The organism is Nonomuraea sp. MTCD27 (assembly GCF_041950495.1).
Taxonomy (GTDB): Bacteria; Actinomycetota; Actinomycetes; order Streptosporangiales; family Streptosporangiaceae; genus Nonomuraea.
The window spans coordinates 31,689-49,954 of the sequence record NZ_JBGNUW010000022.1 but is presented as its reverse complement, the minus strand read 5'-3'; the positions used below and the strand labels follow the sequence as shown (position 1 = coordinate 49,954).

General features: G+C 70.7%; 19 protein-coding genes. 8 read left to right on the top strand and 11 right to left on the bottom strand.

The window, feature by feature from the left end:
* From ACBJ59_RS47325 to ACBJ59_RS47290, 8 genes are all read right to left on the bottom strand, one after another.
* A complete protein-coding gene (locus ACBJ59_RS47325) occupies positions 1 to 537 on the bottom strand; it encodes a class F sortase (protein ID WP_375116601.1) in 537 nt (178 codons plus the stop codon).
* A 3-nt stretch (positions 538 to 540) separates the two neighbouring features.
* The gene (locus ACBJ59_RS47320) at positions 541 to 1,248 is read right to left on the bottom strand and encodes a hypothetical protein (protein ID WP_375116600.1); all 708 of its coding nucleotides are present in this window, start codon (positions 1,246 to 1,248) and stop codon (positions 541 to 543) included.
* 168 nt (positions 1,249 to 1,416) lie between these two features.
* On the bottom strand, positions 1,417 to 1,875 hold the full coding sequence (gene tsaE / locus ACBJ59_RS47315) for a tRNA (adenosine(37)-N6)-threonylcarbamoyltransferase complex ATPase subunit type 1 TsaE (protein ID WP_375116599.1): 459 nt from the start codon (positions 1,873 to 1,875) through the stop codon (positions 1,417 to 1,419).
* Positions 1,875 to 2,924, bottom strand: coding sequence for an alpha/beta fold hydrolase (locus ACBJ59_RS47310; RefSeq protein ID WP_375116598.1), 1,050 nt, complete (start codon positions 2,922 to 2,924; stop codon positions 1,875 to 1,877). The genes tsaE and ACBJ59_RS47310 overlap by 1 nt, the downstream gene beginning before the upstream one ends.
* A gap of 45 nt (positions 2,925 to 2,969) precedes the next feature.
* Entirely contained in the window at positions 2,970 to 4,091 is a 1,122-nt protein-coding gene (alr, locus tag ACBJ59_RS47305; protein WP_375116726.1) for an alanine racemase, read from the bottom strand.
* A gap of 68 nt (positions 4,092 to 4,159) precedes the next feature.
* Positions 4,160 to 5,611, bottom strand: coding sequence for an NAD(P)H-hydrate dehydratase (locus ACBJ59_RS47300; protein ID WP_375116597.1), 1,452 nt, complete (start codon positions 5,609 to 5,611; stop codon positions 4,160 to 4,162).
* 9 nt (positions 5,612 to 5,620) lie between these two features.
* On the bottom strand, positions 5,621 to 5,971 hold the full coding sequence (locus tag ACBJ59_RS47295; protein WP_375116596.1) for a holo-ACP synthase: 351 nt from the start codon (positions 5,969 to 5,971) through the stop codon (positions 5,621 to 5,623).
* A gap of 13 nt (positions 5,972 to 5,984) precedes the next feature.
* The gene (locus ACBJ59_RS47290) at positions 5,985 to 7,391 is read right to left on the bottom strand and encodes an alkaline phosphatase PhoX (protein WP_375116595.1); all 1,407 of its coding nucleotides are present in this window, start codon (positions 7,389 to 7,391) and stop codon (positions 5,985 to 5,987) included.
* 195 nt (positions 7,392 to 7,586) lie between these two features.
* Between ACBJ59_RS47290 and coaA the strand changes: the two genes are divergently transcribed.
* From coaA to ACBJ59_RS47260, 6 genes are all read left to right on the top strand, one after another.
* On the top strand, positions 7,587 to 8,489 hold the full coding sequence (coaA, locus tag ACBJ59_RS47285) for a type I pantothenate kinase (RefSeq protein WP_375116725.1): 903 nt from the start codon (positions 7,587 to 7,589) through the stop codon (positions 8,487 to 8,489).
* A gap of 170 nt (positions 8,490 to 8,659) precedes the next feature.
* The gene (locus tag ACBJ59_RS47280; protein WP_375116594.1) at positions 8,660 to 9,586 is read left to right on the top strand and encodes a DUF389 domain-containing protein; all 927 of its coding nucleotides are present in this window, start codon (positions 8,660 to 8,662) and stop codon (positions 9,584 to 9,586) included.
* A 40-nt stretch (positions 9,587 to 9,626) separates the two neighbouring features.
* Positions 9,627 to 10,535, top strand: coding sequence for an ABC transporter ATP-binding protein (locus ACBJ59_RS47275; protein ID WP_375116593.1), 909 nt, complete (start codon positions 9,627 to 9,629; stop codon positions 10,533 to 10,535).
* Complete coding sequence (locus ACBJ59_RS47270) at positions 10,528 to 11,388, top strand: ABC transporter permease (protein WP_375116592.1); 861 nt, start codon at positions 10,528 to 10,530, stop codon at positions 11,386 to 11,388. Before ACBJ59_RS47275 ends, ACBJ59_RS47270 begins: the two co-directional genes overlap by 8 nt.
* Positions 11,385 to 12,299, top strand: a complete 915-nt coding sequence (locus tag ACBJ59_RS47265; RefSeq protein ID WP_364112914.1) for an ABC transporter ATP-binding protein — start codon at positions 11,385 to 11,387, stop codon at positions 12,297 to 12,299. Before ACBJ59_RS47270 ends, ACBJ59_RS47265 begins: the two co-directional genes overlap by 4 nt.
* Positions 12,300 to 12,301: 2 nt before the next feature.
* Entirely contained in the window at positions 12,302 to 13,018 is a 717-nt protein-coding gene (locus ACBJ59_RS47260) for an ABC transporter permease (protein ID WP_375116591.1), read from the top strand.
* 47 nt (positions 13,019 to 13,065) lie between these two features.
* Here the strand turns inward: ACBJ59_RS47260 and glmM are convergent, their stop codons facing one another.
* From glmM to rplM, 3 genes are read right to left on the bottom strand one after another with little or no spacing between them, the layout of a single operon-like run.
* Positions 13,066 to 14,412 (bottom strand): phosphoglucosamine mutase, encoded by a 1,347-nt coding sequence (gene glmM, locus ACBJ59_RS47255; RefSeq protein WP_375116590.1) that lies wholly within the window; start codon positions 14,410 to 14,412, stop codon positions 13,066 to 13,068.
* A 1-nt stretch (position 14,413) separates the two neighbouring features.
* Entirely contained in the window at positions 14,414 to 14,938 is a 525-nt protein-coding gene (gene rpsI / locus ACBJ59_RS47250) for a 30S ribosomal protein S9 (protein WP_364112919.1), read from the bottom strand.
* Positions 14,939 to 14,964: 26 nt separating this feature from the next.
* Positions 14,965 to 15,408, bottom strand: coding sequence for a 50S ribosomal protein L13 (rplM, locus tag ACBJ59_RS47245; RefSeq protein WP_106236123.1), 444 nt, complete (start codon positions 15,406 to 15,408; stop codon positions 14,965 to 14,967).
* 385 nt (positions 15,409 to 15,793) lie between these two features.
* On the opposite strand from rplM, the gene ACBJ59_RS47240 reads away from it, so the two are divergent.
* Together ACBJ59_RS47240 and ACBJ59_RS47235 are read left to right on the top strand one after the other, a co-directional pair.
* Positions 15,794 to 16,474 (top strand): CAP domain-containing protein, encoded by a 681-nt coding sequence (locus ACBJ59_RS47240; protein ID WP_375116589.1) that lies wholly within the window; start codon positions 15,794 to 15,796, stop codon positions 16,472 to 16,474.
* A 24-nt stretch (positions 16,475 to 16,498) separates the two neighbouring features.
* Positions 16,499 to 18,142 carry a hypothetical protein gene (locus ACBJ59_RS47235; RefSeq protein WP_375116588.1) on the top strand — a complete coding sequence of 548 codons (1,644 nt, stop codon included), beginning with the start codon at positions 16,499 to 16,501 and terminating at the stop codon, positions 18,140 to 18,142.
* Positions 18,143 to 18,266 lie beyond the last annotated feature (124 nt).

Sequence of the window (18,266 nt, the reverse complement as noted above, 5' to 3'; positions counted from 1 at the left end):
TCAGATCTGGGATGCGTACACGATGACATTGTCGAGGTATTCGCCCTTGGCGTAGTCGAACTTGCCGCCGCACGTTACCAGCTTGAGCCCGTCCTCCAGGTAGACCCGCTTGGCAGGGAAGCTGTCCTTGTGCACCTGCTCGATCGAGTCCACCTTGTACCGCACGACCTTGCCGTCGCTCCGCTCCACCTTGACGGTCTCGCCCTTGCGTAACTGCCTGAGCTTGTAGAACACGGCCGGAGCCGTCTTGGTGTCGACGTGGCCGATGATCACCGAGGCGCCCTTCTCGCCGGGGACGGCGCTGCCGGTGTACCAGCCGGCCACCTTCGGCTTCTCGTAGGGCGGCAGCTCGACCTCGCCGTTCTTCTGCAGGTCGAGCTTCATCAGGTCGGCCTCGACGTCGATCGAGGGGATGTCGATGCTCTGGGGCACGACTGCTGCGGCAGGGGTGGTGCCGGTCTGCATGCTCTTGCCGAACGCGACCAGCAGCAGGCCCGTGACGGCGCCGGCGAGCACCACCCGTCCAGGGCGGGCCATGATCTACGCCCGGCTGCGACGCTTGATCGCGTAACCGACGCCACCGGCCAGGGCCAGGGCGATGAGCACTCCTGCCGGGCCGAGCGGGATCGAGGACTCCTCGGAGGCGTCCTGTGCGTACGTGCCGCCGCCGCCGGCCCTGGGCGCCCTGGTGGGCAGCGTGGTGGTCGGCTCGGCCTCGGCATCGGCCGCGACCACCCTGAGCGTGGCCCGGCCCAGGTCGTTGGTGCCGTCGCACTTGACGTCGACGCGGTAGCTGCCGCGCCGGATCGTTCCCGAGACCTGCGCCTCGCCGCGCACCCAGGGGGAGCCCGCGGCGGGGGTGGCCGTCGAGGTGGGGGTGATCGAGGCCGCGGGGACCGGGTTGAGCGTGACGCCGTTGATGAACGCCCTGGACGTGGCGGTGCCGGTGTGGGCGGGCCCGCCGGTCGGGACCGGGCAGTTGGCCAGGATCCACACCCTGGACGTCTCGCCGGCGGTGACGCGGTCGGGGTTGAGCTGGACCGAGATGGTCTGCCTGGTCGTGGTCGTCCGCGGAGTGCTGGTCGCCGTGGTCGTCGCGGTGGTCGTGGCGGTGCCCGTGGGGGAGGCCGTGCCACTGGCCGTGGGGGTGGGTGTGCCTGTTGGATCGGTCTCCGCCGAGGCCGTGCAGCCGGTCAGACCGACCATGACGATGGCTCCCGCGTACGCGACTCGCCTGACCCTGAGCACCGGCCGCACCCCACTTTGCCGTCTTGCAACCCAGCATCCACCAAAAGTGTGGATGTCGCCCCTCCTGATACCCAGAAATTCTGGGCGAATCCCTGACCAACGATCATGATTTATATCTTCGGCCTGGTAAGTCAAGGGTGCCAGCTATACCCGGGTTTGACGGGCGTTTTAGCCTTCTGGCGGATCAGACGGCGTGTCGGACCACCTGGGGCCCACACCTCGCAGCGTGACGATGCGGGCCTCGTCGCCCGCCTCGCGGTCGATGTGGATTTCCAGCCGGTCGTCGGCCAGCCCCTCGACCAGCCCCTCGCCCCACTCCACGACGGTGACCGACTCCTCCAGCGAGGCGTCCAGGTCGAGGTCGTCCACCTCCAGCTCGCCGCCCAGCCGGTAGGCGTCAGCGTGGACGAGCGGCGGGCCCTGGCGCAGCGAGGGGTGCACCCTGGCGATCACGAACGTGGGCGAGGTGATCGGGCCGCGTACTTTGAGGCCCTCGGCGATGCCCTGCACGAGCGTGGTCTTGCCCGCGCCGAGCGGGCCCGACAGGACGAGCAGGTCTCCGGGGCGCAGGCGGGCGGCCAGGCGGGCGCCGTAGGCCCGCATGTCGTCGGCGGTGGCGAGCCTCATCAGAGCTCCACCCGCTTCACCAGGTCGCGCAGCGCGTCGTTGACGATGCCGGGCCGCTCCAGCTGGATCAGGTGGGAGGTGTCGGGCACCTCGGTGAGCTGCGCCTTGGGCAGGGCGGCGGCGATGGCCTTGCTGTGGTCGGGCGGGGTCAGCCAGTCGCGCTCGCCGACCAGGATCGCGGTGGGCACCGGGTCGAGCACGTGGAGGGCGGAGAGCTTGTCGTGGTTCATCAGCGCCGGGTAGAAGTCGGCGAACACCTCGGTCGGCGTCGCCCTGATCATCGACTCGGCGAAGTCGACCACGGTGGGGCTGATGTTCTTGGAGTCGCCGAAGCCCATGTAACGAGTGATCAGGAAGGCGATGTCGCTGCCCACGTGGCGGGCCCGGTCGGCCAGCGCGCCCCGCTTGCCCAGCATCGAGACCGTGGAGGGTGCCACCTTGTGCACGGCCTTGGACAACATCGCGGGCATGCCCAGCGTCAGCTCGGCGAGCTTGCCGGCCGAGGTCGCGATGAGCGCCACCGCGCGGATCTTGTCGCCGAACAGCTCGGGGTAGCGGTCGGCCAGCGCCATGATCGTCATGCCGCCCATGGAGTGGCCGACCAGCACGCACGGGCCGGGCACGTACTGCCGGATCACCTCGGCCAGGTCCTCGCCCAGCCGGTCGATCGTGCTGTCCTCGGCGGTCGAGCGCTGGGAGCGGCCGTGCGAGCGCTGGTCCCAGAGCAGGATCCGGTAGTTGTCGCGCAGGTCTTTCCGCTGGTAGTGCCACGACTCCAGGCTGAGGCAGTAGCCGTGGCAGAAGACGACCGTCAGCGGCGCGTCCTCGGGGCCGTCGACCTCGATGTGCAGGGCCTTGCCGTCAGAGGTGACGAGCGTGCGCTCCCTGCCCCTCAGCTCACCGAACGGCTCGCTCGCCTCGGTGTCGGGACGCAGCCTGATCCGGCCCACCGCGTAACGTTTGGCCAGCGCCGCCGCCGCGACGCCGGCGGAAGCCGCACCGACGAGCGCGCCGGCGATCCCTACCCTGCGCCGTGTTGTCGTCGTCATGTCCCCGATCCTTCTCCGCTCATGGCCGCCGCGATGTGCCCTTCATCACTGCCGGTAAACCCGGGGCACGCGCGCGCCGATCCTGGTCACGATCTCATGCGTGATCGTGCCGAGAGTATCCGCCCATTCCTGGGCGGTCGGCTCGCCCCCGTCACCTGGCCCGAACAGCACGACCTCGTCGCCCGCCGAGAGCGGGTCGTCACCCATGTCGATCATGAACTGGTCCATGCACACCCGGCCGGCGATCAGCCTCCGGCGGCCGCCCGCCAGGACCTCGGCCCGGCCCGTCGCGTGCCGGAGTATGCCGTCGGCGTATCCGAGGGGGACGAGGCCGAGCGTGGTCTCGCGCTCGGTGGTGTAGAGGTGCCCGTAGGAGACGCCCGCGCCCTCGGTGACCCGCTTGACCAGGCCCACCCGCGCCACGAGCGTCATGGCCTGCCGGAGGCCGAAGTCGCCCAGCTCGGGGATGGGGCTCAGGCCGTACATCGCGATGCCGGGCCTGACCAGGTCGTAGCGGGCGGCGGGGAGCGTGAGGGCGGCGGCCGAGTTGGCGATGTGCCTGATCACGTGGGAGCCGGCCGCGCCGGCCTGCTCGGCCAGCTTGAGCGCGGCCTCGAAGGCTTCCAGCTGCCGCTCGATCGACGGGTGGCCCGGGATGTCGGCGCAGGCGAAGTGGGACCAGAGCCCGACGATCTCGACGACGCCCTCGGCGCGCAGCTCCAGCGCCCTGGCCAGCAGCTCCGGCCAGGCGGCGAGCGGGGCGCCGCCCCTGCTCATGCCGGTGTCGGCCTCCAGGTGCATGCGCGCCGTGCGGCCCGTGCGCCGGGCGGCGGCGGCGATCTCGTCGAGCAGCCGCACGTCGGCGGCCGACAGCTCGATGTCGTGGGTCAGCGCCTCGTCGAGCGGCTCGCCCGGGGTGATCAGCCAGGACAGGATCGGCGCGGTCACGCCGCGCTCGCGCAGCTCCAGGGCCTCCCTGACGAACGCGGTGCCGAGCCGGCCCGCGCCTCCCCGCAGCACCGCCTCGGACACCGGCACCAGGCCGTGGCCGTAGGCGTCGGCCTTGACCGCGCCCATGAGCTCCGCCCCGCCGACCCGCTCCTTGAGCAGGGCCACGTTGTGCCTGATGGCGGCCAGGTCCACCCGGGCCTGGGCGGGCGTGTCCATCGAGGAGTACATCCTTCTAGTGTGGCAGCTCCCGCACGTGGCCGAGCGCGATTCCCGTCGCTCGCCCGTCACGAACTCGCGCTGGTCACGGCACGGATGGCCGCCGGGACCGCGGTCGCCACGTCGGCGGCGGCCAGGGGCGCGCCGTCGGCGGCCAGCCGGCCGGCCAGCCCGTGCAGGAAGGCGCCGCAGGAGGCGGCGTCGTAGCAGCTCAGACCCTGGGCGAGCAGCGCGCCGGCCACGCCGGACAGCACGTCGCCGGTGCCGCCGGTGGCCAGCCAGGGCGTGCCGGTGACGTTCACGCGCACCGGCCTGGAGTCCTCGGCCACCACGGTGGTCGAGCCCTTGAGCAGCACGGTCACGCCCAGCTCGGCCGCCGCCCGGCGGGCGTGCTCCAGCCGGGCCGCCTCGATGTCGTCGCGGTCGGCGCGGATGAGCCGGGCCAGCTCCCCGGCGTGCGGGGTGAGCAGGACCGGGGCGGACCGGCGCAGCAGCCCGCGGTCCCTGGCCACCAGGGTCAGCCCGTCGGCGTCGATCAGCACGGGCACGTTGGAGGCGAGCACCCTGCCCGCCAGCTCGTACGCCCAGTCGTCGGTGCCGAGGCCGGGCCCCAGCACCCACGCCTGCACCCGGCCCACCTGCTCGATCGAGGGCTCGTCCAGCAGCGTGACGACGGCCTCCGGCCAGTGCGCGCGCACCTGGTCGACCGGCGCCCGCCGCCCGGCGTAGCGGACCATGCCCGCGCCGCCCCGCAGCGCGCCGCCCACGGCCAGCACGGCCGCGCCGGTGAACAGGTCGCTACCGGCCGCGACGCCCAGCACCCCCCGGCGGTATTTGTCCGACTCGTTGCCCGGCCGTGGCATCAGGTCGTCCACGTCGCCGCCGGTGAGCGCGGCCACGTCGGGATCAGGCAGGTACGCCCCCAGCCCGATGTCCACCAGCTCGACCTCCCCCGCGAAGGCGGCACCGGGATCGACCAGCAACCCCGTCTTGAACGCCCCCATGGTCACGGTCACCCTGGCCCGGACGGCCGCCCCGGCCACCTGCCCGCTGCTCGCGTCCACGCCGCTCGGCACGTCGACGGCCACGATCGTGCCCCTGGCCGCGTTCGCCTCCTCGGCCAGCCCCGCGTACGGCTCCCGCAGCGCCCCCGACGCCCCGATCCCGACGAGCCCGTCGACGATCAGGTCGGCCCGCTCCAGGGCCGAGCGGTCGACGACCCGCCCGCCCGCGTCCAGCAGCGCCCGCAGGCCCGCCTCGTGCGTCTTGGACCCGGCCAGCACGGCGCCCACCCAGGCCCCGCGCCTGGCCAGCCGCTCGCCCGCGTAGAGCGCGTCGCCTCCGTTGTCGCCGCTGCCGACGAGCAGCACGACCCGTTTGCCGTAGACGCGGCCCAGCAGGTCGGCGCAGGCGGCGGCGAGCCCGGTGGCGGCCCGCTGCATGAGCGTCCCCTCGGGCAGCAGCGCCATGAGCGCGTGCTCGGCGCCCCGGATCTGGATGGCGGAGTAGGCAGTGCGCATGATCCGAAGCTATCCCTCCGCGATCACATAGGCCACGGCCACGCCCGCGTCGTGGCTGAGGGAGATGTGCCAGCGCTGGACCCCGAGGTCGTAGGCCACCTCGGCCACCTTGCCGGAGACCCGCAGCTCGGGCTTGCCGAGCTCGTCGCAGCGCACCTCGGCCTCCAGGTGCCCGAGACCCTTGGGGGCGCCCAGTGCCTTGGCCACGGCCTCCTTGGCGGCGAACCTGGCGGCCAGCGAGTGCACCGGCAGCGGCCGCTCGACCTCGGTGAAGAGCCGGTCCTTGAGCTGCGGTGTACGCGCCAGCGCGGCCTCGAAGCGGGCGATGTCCACGACGTCCACGCCGATACCCAGGATCATCGTCCCAGCGTACTCAGAACGGGCCGCGCCCCCACGGCCCCCAGATGGCGATGGACATCCCCTGTTTGGCCTGGATGTTGACGTAGAGGGTGTGGCCGCCGGGACCGAACGTGGAGCCGGCGAACTCCGCCCCCTCGTCGCCGGAGATCGGCGCCAGGCGGCAGAAGTCGAAGATCTCCCCCGCCTTGCTGAGCCCGCGCAGGTAGTTGTCGCCGTCGCCGTCCTCGCACAGCACCAGCGTGCCGCGCCTGCTGACCGTCACGTTGTCGGGCAGGTCGAGCACGGACGAGCGGGGCGACTCGTAGGCGAGCTTGAGCCGCCCGCTCCACGTCTCGTACGCCCACACCTGCCCCCGGCCGTTCCCGAACCCGTCGGGCGCCGTGTCGCCCGGCGCGGTGGCCCCGCCCTGCGTGGAGACGAAGTAGATCGTCCCCTGGTGGTGGACGGCCCCCTCCAGCCTGGCGAAGATGGCCGCGCCCTCCTCCCGGCCCTGCCTGCCCACCGCCTGGGCGGCCTCGTCGTAGGAGGGCCTGCCCTTGAAGGCGGGGTCGGGGTCGTCGATGTCCACCCAGCGCGTCTCGTACGCGGCGCCGGGCGCCTGCCCCACGGACAGGTTCTTGCGGTCGGCGCCCTTGACGGCGAGCATCTGCAGCCGGCCGCCGTCGAGCAGCCGCCCGGCCAGGACCGGGTGCTTCGGCGGCAGATAGCGGTAGAAGCCGGACGGAAAGCTGTAGTTGTCCTCGGTCAGGTAGATCGCGCCCGAGGAGGGGTCGAAGGCGGCGGACTCGTGCGGGAAGCGCCCGGCCGACCGGATCGGCCTGGCGGTGGCGGCGCGGCCGACCGGCACCTCGAAGATGTAGCCGTGCCCGCGCTCGAGCCTGGCGTTGTCGCCGCCGGAGAAGTCGCCGGCCACGTCGGGCCCGTTGACCGTCTCCTCGCAGCTCACCCAGGCCCGCCAGACCATGGGGCCACCCGAGCAGTTCATCATGGTGCCGTTCAGCGAGGGCGCGCTCTTGATCACCTCGCCGTAGCGGGTGACCTGCAACGTGGAGGTGCCGCCCCCGGCCATGCGGTCGTAGGCCTTGTCCCTGTCGCCGAACGCGCCCACGGGCCCGTTGACCTCGTGGTTGCGGATCAGGACGGTGCTGTCCTTCGGCCCGGCGAAGGCCGCCATGCCGTCGTGCCGGCCCGGGACCGTGGACCCGTCGCTGAACTTGTCGCCGGCCACGCTGAACGAGCGGTATTTGAACCCGTCCGGCAGGTGCAGCCGCGCCTTCCCGTCACGCAGGTCGCGGACGGGACGCAGCGGGCCGTAACCGGGTACGGGCCTGGCCCCGCCATGGGCCCCGGCGCACGCGACCCCCGCGAAGGGCCCGGCGATGCCGGTGACCACGTTGGTGATGAAGCGACGACGGTCCACGGAAAACCTCCCGTCCGGACAGTAGCCGCCGACCCACCGTTGCATAACGGATTTGGGGAAGGCCCCCCTTCTTTCCCCGAACTGGGTCTCGGTAATCCCACGTCTTTATCCACAGGCTGTGGATTCACGGGGACCGCCCCGGACACGATCCGGTTTGTCGCACATCGCTACGCTGCCTAGGTGAACAACGGCTACGTGGAACTGAGCAGGGAGCAGTGGAGCGAGCTCCGCAAGAACACGCCCTTGACTCTCACCGCAGACGAGCTGGAAGAGCTACGCGGCCTCGACGACCCCATCGACCTCACCGAAGTCACCGACATCTACCTCCCTCTGACCCGGCTGCTCAACCTGCACTTCACCGGGTCCAAGCAGCGCAGCAGCGTGCTGAGCGCGTTCCTCGGCCATCCCGAGCAGCGCGTCCCGTACATCCTGGGCATCGCGGGCAGCGTCGCGGTCGGCAAGTCGACCACGGCCCGCCTGCTGCACACCCTCCTGGCCCGCTGGCCCGAGCACCCGCACGTGGAGCTGATCACCACCGACAGCTTCCTCTACCCCAACGCGGTGCTCGACGCCAAGAAGATCATGCATCGCAAGGGTTTCCCGGAGAGCTATGACCGGCGGGCGCTGGTCAGGTTCGTGGCGGAGGTGAAGGCGGGAGCGGCGGAGGTGCACGCACCGGTCTACAGCCACCTCGAGTACGACATCGTCCCCGGCACCACCCAGACCGTGAAAAGTCCCGACATCCTGATCATCGAAGGACTCAACGTCCTCCAGCCCGCCCCGCCCACCTCCCTCGCGGTCAACGACTACTTCGACTTCTCCATCTACGTGGACGCCAAGGTCGAGGACATCCGCTCCTGGTACATCGACCGCTTCCACAAGCTCCGCCGGACCGCCTTCGAGGACCCGAAGTCGTACTTCCGGCACATCGCGGAGCTGTCCTACGACGAGGCCACGAACTTCGCGGTCAACGTCTGGCGCGACATCAACGAGCGCAACCTGGTCGAGAACATCGCCCCCACCAGGGGCCGGGCCGACCTCGTCCTCAAGAAGGGCGTAGACCATTCCGTACGGCGGGTACGCCTCCGCCAGACCTGAACGCCTCCTCGAACAGATAACGGGCGAACCTGCCACCGCACTCCTGGTCGTCCACGTCGGCGAACCAGCACTCCTCACCGTGGTCATGGCACCTGTACCGGATCATGTGAGGAAGCCTCGGGTAATCGCGTCAACACATCGTCAACGTCCGATCGACGACAATGGGGCGCGTGCTCCATCTACGACTGATCATCCCGGCCGCGCGCACCGACGAGGTGACGACGGTGTTGGAGGACTGCCCCGGCGTCACCAACATCGTCGTCCTGCCGGGCGCGGCCCGCGAGCCACGCGGCGACGTGATCCTGTGCGACGCGGCCAGAGAGTCGGCCAACCAGGTGCTGACCCAGCTCAAGTGGCTGGAGACCGAGGGGTCGATCGCCGCCGAGCAGGTCGATCTGTCGCTGTCGAAAGTCGCCGAGGACGCCGTCAAGGAGGCGCCGGGCGAGCCCGACGACGCGGTGATCTGGGAGGAGCTGGCCCAGAAGGTCTACGCCGACACCCGTGTCACGTGGGCCTACCTGGCCTTCCTGGCCATCGCCACGCAGCTCGCGGGCATCGGCGTGCTGCAGAACTCCCCCATCCTGATCGTCGGCGCGATGGTGCTCGGCCCCGAGTTCGGCGCGGTCGCGGCCATCTGCTTCGGCCTGCTGCGCCGCAGGGGCCACCTGATCGCGACCGCGCTGCGGACGCTGGTGATCGGGTTCGCGGTGGCGATCGCGATCACCTACGCCTGCGCACTCGTCTCTTACTGGCTCGGCTGGATCGACCTCGGCAACCTCACCAGGAACGAGGAGGTCCAGTTCATCGTCAAGCCGGACCGCTGGTCGTTCATCGTGGCGCTGCTGGCGGGCGCGGCCGGGGTGCTGTCGGTCACGGCCGGCAAGTCCTCGGCCCTGATCGGCGTCTTCATCTCGGTCACCACCGTGCCCGCCGCCGGCTACGCGGCCGTCGCGCTGGCGCTGAGCGACTGGAAGGAGGTCGCGGGGTCGGTCTCGCAGCTCGCCGTGAACATCGTCGGCATGGTCATCGCGGGCACCGTCACCCTCCTGGTCCAGCGCAGATTCTGGCCTCAAGTAGGACGGCGTTCATCCGTATGACCGAGGCGCCGGCCATGGCGGCCCCGGTAGTGTCCGGCACATGCACATCCTCGCCACCGAGGGGCTGACCAAACGTTTCCCCACCGTCACCGCGGTCGACCAGCTCACGGTCACCGTGGGCGCCGGGGTCACCGGTCTGGTCGGGGCGAACGGCGCCGGCAAGTCCACGCTGATCAAGATCCTGCTCGGCCTGCTGCCGCCCACCGCCGGCGCCGCGCGCGTCCTCGACCTGGACGTCACCGCGCAGGGCGCCGAGATCCGCAGGCTCGTCGGCTACATGCCCGAGCACGAATGCCTGCCCCCCGACGTCTCCGCCACCGAATTAGTCGTCCACCTCGCCCGCATGTCCGGGCTGCCACGAACCGCCGCCCGCGAGCGCGCCGCCGACGTCCTGCGCCACGTCGGCCTGGCCGAAGAGCGCTATCGCGCCGTCGGCACCTACTCCACCGGCATGAAACAGCGGGTGAAGCTGGCCCAGGCGCTCGTCCACGACCCCAAGCTCATCTTCCTCGACGAGCCCACCAACGGCCTCGACCCGCGCGGCCGCGACGAGATGCTGACGCTGATCAGGCGCATCGGCACCGAGTTCGGCATCAGCGTCCTGGTCACCTCCCACCTGCTGGGCGAGCTGGAGCGCGTCTGCGACCACGTGATCGTCATCGACGCCGGGCGGCTGCTGCGCTCGTCCGCGATCGGCGAGTTCACCCAGGCCACGCAGACCGTGACGGTCGAGGTCGACGAGGGCCTCGACGAGCTGGCCGCCCGCCTGGCCGCCGACGGGCAGACCGTCTCGCGTCAGGGGCGCCTGCTGGTGATCAAGGTGCTGGGGCCCGAGACGTACGACGCGATCCGCGACGCCGCCGTCGACCTGGACCTGTGCCTGATCCGCCTCGAAGAGGGCCGCCACCGCATCGAGGACGTCTTCAGGGATGAGGTCGCACATGTCTGAGATTTACGACATCGGCTATCGGCACTACGACGGTCCCCGGCTCGGCCGGGGCTACTCGGCCAGGGCGCTGGCCGTGCACAGCCTGCGCGGCATCTTCGGTCTCGGCCGCCCGGCGCGCAGCAAGGTCGTGCCGTTCGCCCTGGTCGCCATCATGATGCTGCCGGCGGTCGTGAACATCGCCATGATGGCGCTGGTGCAGCAGCGCGGCATCCCCTACAGCGGGTTCGCCGTGGTCATGCAGGCCGTGGTGGCGATCTTCCTGGCCGCGCAGGCGCCCACCGTCGTCGCGCCCGACCTGCGCCACCGCGTGCTGCCGCTCTACCTGTCGCGCCCGGTCTCCGTCGCCGAGTACGTCGGCGCCAAGGTCGTGGCCATGACCGTGGCGGTGTTCGCGCTGGTCGCGGCTCCGCTCACGCTGATCTTCGTGGGCGAGCTGGTGGTGGACATGCCGGGACCGCCGGCCACCGGCGAGTTCCTGGGCGCGGTGGTGATGGCGCTGGCGCTGGCGCTGCTGCTGTCGGCGTTCGGGCTGGCACTGGCCTCGTTCACGCCACGACGCGGGCTCGGCGTGGCCTCGGTGATCACCGTCTACCTGCTGTCGTTCGGGTCGGTCCCGCTGATCTACGGCACGCTGTACTCGTCGGGCAACGAGTCCGTGGCTTCCTGGGCGTGGCTGATGAGCCCGTTCTGGCTGGTCGACTCCGTACAGGTCTGGCTGTTCGACACCCCGCGGCACTCCATCGAGAGCGCGCCCTACCCGAACGGCCCCGCCTCGGCGGCGGTGCTGGTGGTGCTGATCGGCCTCGCCCTGCTCGCGCTGGGGCTGCGCTACAGGAAGGCGGCCGCGCAATGAAGATCGAGCTCTCGCAGGTCTCCCGCTGGTACGGCAACGTGGTGGCGGTCAACGACGTCACGATGACCATCGGCCCGGGCGTCACGGGCCTGCTCGGCCCGAACGGCGCGGGCAAGTCGACCCTCCTGCACATGATGGCCGGCTTCCTGGCCCCGTCGGGCGGCACGGTCACGCTGGACGGCACCAAGGTCTGGAAGAACCACCACATCTACCGAAATATCGGCCTAGTTCCCGAAAAGGAGGGCGTGTATGGCTTCCTGACCGGCTGGCAGTTCGTCCTCTCGGCCGCCCGCCTGCACGGCCTGGGCAACCCGGAGGAGGCCGCCCGCAAGGCCCTGGCCACGGTGGAGATGGAGGAGCCCAAGGACCGGCGGGTCGAGACGTACTCGAAGGGCATGCGCCAGCGCGTCAAGGTCGCGGCGGCGCTCGTCCACGACCCGCCCGTGCTGCTGCTCGACGAGCCGTTCAACGGCATGGACCCGCGCCAGCGCATGCACCTCATGGACCTGATCCGCGCCATGGGCACGGCCGGCAAGACGATCCTGTTCAGCTCCCACATCCTGGAGGAGGTCGAGCGGGTCGCCCAGCACATCGAGGTCCTGGTGGCCGGGCGGCACGCGGCGTCCGGGAACTTCCGCGAGATCAGGCGCCTGATGACGGACCGGCCCCACCTGTTCATGATCCGCTCCAGCGACGACAGGAAGCTCGCCGCCGCCCTCGTACGCGACGACTCGACCGGCGGCATCGCGCTGCGCCCGGAGGGCCTGGAGGTCCAGGCCACCGAGCTCCGCCGCTTCACCCGTCTCCTGCCCCGGGTCGCCCAGGCCGAGGGTGTGCGCCTGCACCAGGTCTCCCCGGCGGACGAGGACCTGGAGAGCGTCTTCTCCTACCTGATCAACAGGAGCACCTGACCATGAACACAGTCGTCGCCGGCATCACCTACCGGGCCCTGCTGGGCCGCCGGCGGATCCTCCTGCTCCTGCTGCTCCCGCTGGCCCTGATCGGCCTGGCCGTGATGCTGCGCGTGTTCGGCGCCGACGACCAGCGCACGACCGTCCAGCTCATGGAGAACTTCGCGCTCGGCACCATGCTCCCGCTGCTGGGCCTGATCGCCGGCACCGGCGTCATCGCCCCGGAGATCGACGACGGCACGATCATCCACCTGATGTCCAAGCCGATCTCCCGCCCGGTCATCGCCCAGACGAAGTTCCTGGTGGCGGTCACGCTGCTGGCCTTGTTCGCGACCGTGCCGACGTACGTGGCGGCCTGGATCCTGGTGGGCAACGAGGACGGCATCGCCCCAGGCTTCGCCGTGGGCTCGCTGGTGGCCGGCATCGCGTACGCGGCCGTCTTCCTCCTGCTCGGCGTCGTCACCCGGCACGCGGTCACGATCGGCATCGTCTACGCCCTGGTCTGGGAGACGCTGGTGGGCAACCTCATCGCGGGCGCCCACAAGTTCTCGATCCAGCGCTGGGGCCAGTCGATCGCCGACCAGATCAGCGACTCGGCGTTCCTCAAGACGGACGTCACGCTGGGCTTCGCCGTACCGGCCCTGCTCCTCGTCACCGTCGGCGCGGTCCTCTGGGCCGGCCAGCGGTTGCGCGCCTTCTCGCTCACGGGCGACGAGTAGACATGGATCCGGCCCGCGGGAATCCCCGCGGGCCGGATCCGAAATGTTCAGACGCAGGCCGTACGCACCACGTCGGCCAGCCGGCCCGCCACCTGCGTGGCGTGCTCCTCCGACGCGGCCTCGACCATGACCCGGATCATCGGCTCGGTCCCGCTCGGCCTGATCAGGACCCGGCCGGTCTCCCCCAGCTCCGCCTCCGCCTCCGCCACCGCGGCGACGAGTTCGGGCACCGAGGACTTGCCCTTGTCCACGTCCTTGACGTTGATCAGGATCTGCGGCAGCGGCGTCATCACCGCGGCCAGCTCCTTCAGCGGCACCCCCGACTTGGCCATCACGCCCAGCAGGTGGAGCGAGGTGAGCAGGCCGTCACCGGTGGTGGCGTGGTCGAGCATGATGACGTGGCCCGACTGCTCGCCGCCGAGGTTGAAGCCGTCGGACTTCATCCGCTCCAGCACGTAACGGTCACCCACCGCGGTCTCCACCACGGTGATCCCGGCATCGCGCATGGCCAGCTTGAAGCCGAGGTTCGACATCACGGTCGCGACCACGGTGTCCTTGGCCAGCAGGCCCTCGCCGTGCATGGCGGCGGCCAGGATGGCCATGATGTGGTCACCGTCGATGATCGAGCCCGTGTGGTCGACCGCCAGGCAGCGGTCGGCGTCGCCGTCGTAGGCCACGCCCAGGTCCGCCCCGCGCGAGATGACCACCTGCTGGAGCTTGTCCAGGTGGGTGGAGCCGTAACCGGCGTTGATGTTGAGGCCGTCGGGCCGCGCGCCGATGGCCTCGACCCTGGCTCCCGCGCGCACCAGCGCCTCCGGAGCCACCATGTGGGCGGCGCCGTGGGCGCAGTCGACCACGATGTTCAGGCCGTCGAGCGTGGCACTCATCGTGGTCAGCACGTGGGAGATGTAGCGGTCGGCCTCGCCGTACGCGTCGCGCACGCGGCCCACGCCGGAGCCGACCGGGAAGCTCCACTCCTCGCCCAGCCGCCGCTCGATCTCGTCCTCGACCACGTCGGACAGCTTGAAGCCGCCGCGGGCCAGGAACTTGATGCCGTTGTCGGGCGCGGGGTTGTGCGACGCCGACAGCATGACGCCGAGGTCGGCGCCGAGCGCGGCGGTGAGGTGGGCGACGGCCGGGGTGGGCAGCACGCCGAGGCGCAGCACATCCACTCCAGACGCCGCGAGGCCGGCGACCACGGCGGCCTCGAGAAACTCTCCCGAGGCACGCGGGTCCCGGCCCACGACCGCTACCGGACGGCGTCCGGTAGCGGCGAACGCGCCTGCATCGCCGAGGACATGAGCCGCCGCCACGGAAAGATCCATGGCGAGCTCGGCTGTGAGGTCGCGACCCGCGACCCCACGTACCCCGTCGGTGCCGAAAAGGCGCGCCAATTTAGCGCTTGCTGTACTGCGGAGCCTTGCGGGCCTTCTTGAGGCCGTACTTCTTCCGCTCCGTGGCGCGGGCGTCACGGGTGAGGAAGCCGGCCTTCTTCAGCGGCGGCCGGTTGACTTCGACGTCCAGGATCGCCAGGGCGCGGGACAGGCCCATGCGCAGCGCGCCGGCCTGGCCGGTCACGCCGCCGCCGTCGATGCGCGCGATGACGTCGAACGCCTCCTCGGCGCCGAGCACCACGAAGGGCTCGTTGACGATCTGCTGGTGGACCTTGTTGGGGAAGTAGACGTCCAGCGAACGACCGTTGATCGTCCACTTGCCGGTGCCGGGGACGATGCGCACGCGGGCGATCGCCTCCTTACGGCGGCCGGTGCCGTACGAGTTGCCCGTGGTGACGGGCTTGCGCACGGGAGCGTCAGCGCTGGCGGCGGACTCGGTGGTGTACTCGGACGGGAAGTCCTCGCTGGAGACTTCCTCCAGCTCGGCCGTCTCTACGACCGTCTCGACACCGGTGGGCTCAGCCACGGTTCTCCTCTAACTCTTTCGAACTACTACTGGGCGATCTGGGTGATCTCGAACGGCACCGGCTGCTGGGCCTGGTGCGGGTGCTCGGAACCCGCGTAGACCTTCAGCTTCTTGGCCATCTTCCGACCGAGGGAGTTCTTCGGCAGCATGCCCTTCACGGCCTTCTCGACGGCCTTGTCGGGGCGCTTGTCCATGAGCTCGCCATAGCTGACGGAACGCAGACCGCCCGGGTAGCCCGAGTGGCGGTACGCCTTCTTCTGCTCACGCTTGTTACCGCTCAGCGCGATCTTGTCGGCATTGATGACGATGACGAAGTCACCCGTGTCGACGTGGTTCGCGAAGATCGGCTTGTGCTTGCCGCGGAGCAGGGTCGCGACGTGGCTGGCCAGCCGGCCCAGCACGACATCGGTCGCGTCGATGACGTACCACTGACGCTGGACGTCGGCGGGCTTCGGTGAGTACGTGCGCACGGTCGTAGCCTTCTTTATGCTCGCGTCTTCGGCGCTGTCGGATGCGACAGCCACATTTGTCGGTCGGTGCGGGCACACGACGGCCCGGACCTTCCGTCTCCGCAACACGGGAGATGACGCCGGACGCGCCGCGCATTGGTCGCGCTGGACCTATGCACACAACGAACCTAAGCTACCCGCCCAATGGCGTGCAGGTCAAAGTGACCGGTAACCCGAAGCGAGTCTACCCGACCGCAGAACGGTTCGATTTCGTTTCCCTGGGACCTCTTCTTTCCCAGGACCCGACATCCCTATCGTTAGCGGCGGTATGTGGCAGAACACTCACACCCGGCAAACCCAGCGGGGCCCACGGCGCCGGAGCCACCTGGGTGTGCTGACCTGCCTCATGGCGGTCCTCTTCACGGGCGTGCTGATCGGCCGGCTGATCGACGACGCGGAGCCGGCCCCCCACATCTACCTCAACGAGACCGCCCCGCCCGCGGCCGCCACCGCCAACCCCGCGCCGACGGCGGCGAAGAAGGCGCAGCCGCAGGTCGACCGGATCCCCCGGGGTGTCACGACCAAGAAGATCCCGAGCGAGGCCGCCACACCCAGGCCGACCAGGACGCCCGAAGGGCAGATCCCCGGCTTCAACTCGCACGACGACCCCGCGGTGCTCGGCGACCAGGACGACGGCGTGCGGGTGCTGGCCGGCATGGCGTACGAGGTCGTCTCCCTGACCAACACCGCCCGGGCCAGGCGCGGCTGCGGGCCGCTCAGGGTGGACGACGGGCTCACCCGGTCCGCGCGTACGCACTCGCTGGAGATGGCCCGTACCGGGCGGCTCTCGCACAACTCCCCCGACGGCGCCTCGCCCTGGGATCGGATGGAGCGCGCCGGATACCGCTGGGGCGCCGCCGAGAACATCGGCGCCGGCTACAGCACGCCCGATGAGGCGGTACGCGGCTGGATGGACAGCCCCGACCACCGCAAGAACATCCTGGACTGCCGCCTGAAGGCCATCGGAGTCGGCGTCGCCTCCGGCCCCGGCGGGCTGTGGTGGACCCAGGACTTCGGAACCCAATGACAAACCTCACGGTAATGTCTCCGCATGGGTTCTCCCCAAGAACGTGAAAACGGCACGGGCGACGCTCCCTTCGCCCCCTTCGGCCCCGGCCCCGCCGGCGGCGCCCCCTACGGGATGGGTGGCTCCCCCAGGAGCGGCCCGCCCAACGGCGGCGGCCCCGCAGGCGGCGGACCCGCGGACGGCGGCCCGGCAGGTCGTCGCCCCGCAGGTGGCGACCCCGCGGGCGGCAACCTAGGGGGCGCATTCAACGGCGGCGGCCCGGCGGGCGGCGCCTTCAACGGCGGCGGTTCCACCGGCGGCCCGTTCAACGGCGACGGACCCGCGGGCGGCGGGCCCGCGGGCCCGTTCAACGGCGGCTCGTTCAACGATGGCCCGTTCAACGGCGGCTCGTTCGACGGCGGCGCGCCGATGAGCGGCGCGCCCGGCGACGGCGGGCCCTCCCGTGGCCGGCGAGGCCGCGGCGGTAGCCACGCGGGCGGCCCCCCGGCGCCCGGCACCTTCGGAGACGACCCATTCGCCGCAGGCCCCGCAGGCGGCCAGCGGCCCGGCGGCCCCCCTGGCGACGGCTCGTTCGGAGGCGGCTCGTTCGGCGCAGGCCCCGCAGGCGGCCCGTCCGGTGGCGCCCCGTCCGGTGGCGGGCCGTCCGGTGGCCGCCCATCCGGTGGCGGCCCTTCCGGCGGACGCGACCCCTTCGGCGGGGGTGACGCGTTCGGCGGCGGCGGAGGCGCGTTCGGCGGCGCACCGTCCGGCGACGGTCCGGGAAGCGGCGCCCCAGGAGCCGGCGACCCCTCGGACGACGGCCCCGCGACCGGCAAGTCCCGCCGCTCCCGCAAGGAGCGCAAGGGCAAGGACAAGGAAGCCTCCGCCGACGACGGCTCCACCAAGGAAGACGCCGCCGGCGACACCACGAGGGCACCACAGAGCAAGGTCGGCTGGAGCCCCTACGACGAGGGCAAGCGCTCGCGCGCCCCGCTGTGGGCCGCGCTCAGCGGCATCGCGGTGCTCGGCCTGCTCGGCGGCGGCCTCGCGCTGATGTGGAACACCGACGACCCAGTCACCGCCGAGACCACCGCCGCACGCCAGACCTCGGCGCCGCTCCCCTCACCCCCACCCGGCAAGTACGGCTACGCCGCCGAGCGCAGCACCGACCCTGACCCGATCTCGGTCAAGGAGGTCTTCGGCTCGAAGAAGAAGCTCTCCGTCTCCGGCCGCAGCTACGAGATGACGATCACCAGCAAGGACAAGAAGTGCACTGACGGCGCCCTGGGCGACGCGCTCCACAAGGCGCTCAAGGCCGCCAAGTGCACCCAGTTCGTACGCGCGAGCTTCCGCGACAAGGACGGCAAGGTCATCGGCACGGTCGGCGTGGCCAACCTCAGCTCCAGCAAGCAGGCGAGCAAGGTGGCCAAGGCGGGCGACACGAAGAACTACGTCAAGCCGCTGGCGGGCAAGGACACCGTCACCAAGTTCCTCGGCTCGGGCAGCGGCGGCGCGAAGATCTCGACGTACGGCCACTACGCGATCTTGTACTGGTTCCAGAACAAGGACGGCACCAAGCCCGACTCGAAGGGGTCGAAGCGGATTTCCGAGGCCATCAACGACATCACCAAGGCCACCTTGTTCCTGGCCCTGGACAACCGGGCACTCACCGGAAGCCGGCTGGGCTGAACCGGGCATTGAGCGTCAAATGTGCCTGAAGGGGATGCCGGATGCCTCTGGGAACACCCATACCGACATAACGATCTCGCTACTCTCGCTAGGCTCCAGCTATGCGTGGCCAGGAACCCGGGTC

Coding starts and splice junctions, on each gene's coding strand:
- ACBJ59_RS47325 (WP_375116601.1), bottom strand. CDS start 537: ATGGCCCGCCCTGGACGGGTGGTGCTCGCCGGCGCCGTCACGGGCCTG.
- tsaE (WP_375116599.1), bottom strand. CDS start 1,875: ATGAGGCTCGCCACCGCCGACGACATGCGGGCCTACGGCGCCCGCCTG.
- ACBJ59_RS47310 (WP_375116598.1), bottom strand. CDS start 2,924: ATGACGACGACAACACGGCGCAGGGTAGGGATCGCCGGCGCGCTCGTC.
- alr (WP_375116726.1), bottom strand. CDS start 4,091: ATGGACACGCCCGCCCAGGCCCGGGTGGACCTGGCCGCCATCAGGCAC.
- ACBJ59_RS47300 (WP_375116597.1), bottom strand. CDS start 5,611: ATGCGCACTGCCTACTCCGCCATCCAGATCCGGGGCGCCGAGCACGCG.
- ACBJ59_RS47295 (WP_375116596.1), bottom strand. CDS start 5,971: ATGATCCTGGGTATCGGCGTGGACGTCGTGGACATCGCCCGCTTCGAG.
- ACBJ59_RS47275 (WP_375116593.1), top strand. CDS start 9,627: ATGCACATCCTCGCCACCGAGGGGCTGACCAAACGTTTCCCCACCGTC.
- ACBJ59_RS47270 (WP_375116592.1), top strand. CDS start 10,528: ATGTCTGAGATTTACGACATCGGCTATCGGCACTACGACGGTCCCCGG.
- ACBJ59_RS47265 (WP_364112914.1), top strand. CDS start 11,385: ATGAAGATCGAGCTCTCGCAGGTCTCCCGCTGGTACGGCAACGTGGTG.
- ACBJ59_RS47260 (WP_375116591.1), top strand. CDS start 12,302: ATGAACACAGTCGTCGCCGGCATCACCTACCGGGCCCTGCTGGGCCGC.
- ACBJ59_RS47240 (WP_375116589.1), top strand. CDS start 15,794: ATGGCGGTCCTCTTCACGGGCGTGCTGATCGGCCGGCTGATCGACGAC.
- ACBJ59_RS47235 (WP_375116588.1), top strand. CDS start 16,499: ATGGGTTCTCCCCAAGAACGTGAAAACGGCACGGGCGACGCTCCCTTC.